The sequence below is a fragment of the Candidatus Poribacteria bacterium genome (genome assembly GCA_021295755.1).
Lineage (GTDB): Bacteria > Poribacteria > WGA-4E > WGA-4E > PCPOR2b > PCPOR2b.
In genome coordinates this window covers 1-1,300 of record JAGWBT010000204.1, presented here as the reverse complement: position 1 = coordinate 1,300, position 1,300 = coordinate 1, and the positions used below count along the sequence as shown (strand labels likewise).

The window sequence follows — 1,300 nt, the reverse complement described above, 5'->3', positions numbered from 1 at the left end:
GGAGGTCATTGGGTGGACAATAAACGGGATGGCGTTTACAAGCCCCACCAACAAACAGATCAGATGATTGAATTCATCAAGGAGCAGGCAACAAGCGGGAAGCCTTTCTTTGCGGTGAACGGCTACTACCCACCCCACGACCCTTACACCGCGCCCAAAGAGTTCTATGAACCGTATCGGGGCAAGGGAGTGCCGTATGCTGGCTATTACGCTGCCGTCAGTGCCATCGACTACAACGTGGGCAGACTGATGACTGCCCTAGATGAACTGGGCATCGCCGAAGACACCATCGTTGTGTACTACTCCGACCACGGGGATATGTTCTCCTATCGTGGGTCAGATCACAAATTTACCTGCCACGAAGACTCGATTAAGGTGCCCATGATCTTTAGCCAACCGGGAACCATCGAAGCGGGATCAGTTATTGAGGACTTTGTAGGGCTGCAAGACCTGATGCCCACGGTTCTCGATTGGGCTGGATTGGAAATTCCTGACTATCTGCACGGTAGCAGCATGACACCACTGTTAAGGGATGAATCCACTCCGTGGCGGGAAGCCCACTACACCCAGAACATCACCCGCGATCAATTCGTCGACCAGCGATGTATCCGCACCAACGAGTGGAAGCTAATCCTGAGCCGACCTGTAGGTGGGCTGCGCAGCTATACGGGTAACCACGAGTTGTATGATCTGGTCAACGATCCAGAAGAGGAATTGAACCTGTATAATACGCCGCGGGCAGATGGCCACAATCAGTATCTCCACTTCCCGCCATATACCGAAATCACTGCCGAACTTGCCCAGTTACTCAAACGCTACGCCTTGGAAATAGATGATCCGTTGGGCAGCGATCTCGCAGATCTATGTCTGCTGGAAATGCAGAAACGCAGTGAAGTTGAGGGCAGCTGATTGAGAGTGAGCAATTGTCGTAAGCCAAGCCAGCCTGTCTAAAACACACGAATAAATGCAGATTGATGGAGTTACGATATACCTACCTCCCCCAGTGCAACGTCGCATTGGAAAGCATCGAACCAAAAAGCCCTGTGCATGACACATAGGGCTTTTTTCATGTCAAGAGGAAGCGCGGATAATGGTCGAAAAAGCAGAGCTCCACCAGACAACGAGTGCGAACGTGACATTTCGAGCGGTGCTCCTTGGATTGCTGTTGATTCCGGTCAATACCTATTTTATCATGGCGAACCATCTGCGGTTTTGGAGCACGTTGCCGACCACAATGGCGCTCATTTACAATGTGGTAGTCACCCTAACGGTGCTAATCACCTTTAATTCCCTTCTCAAG

Annotated in this window: 2 protein-coding genes; both read left to right on the top strand. The window is 51.2% G+C overall.

The window, feature by feature from the left end:
• Nucleotides 1-909: sulfatase-like hydrolase/transferase (locus tag J4G02_21625; GenBank protein MCE2397120.1), on the top strand; the 909-nt coding region annotated here is incomplete at its 5' end.
• 181 nt (nucleotides 910-1,090) lie between these two features.
• The coding region (locus J4G02_21620; GenBank protein MCE2397119.1) for a hypothetical protein at nucleotides 1,091-1,300 on the top strand (210 nt) is incomplete at its 3' end.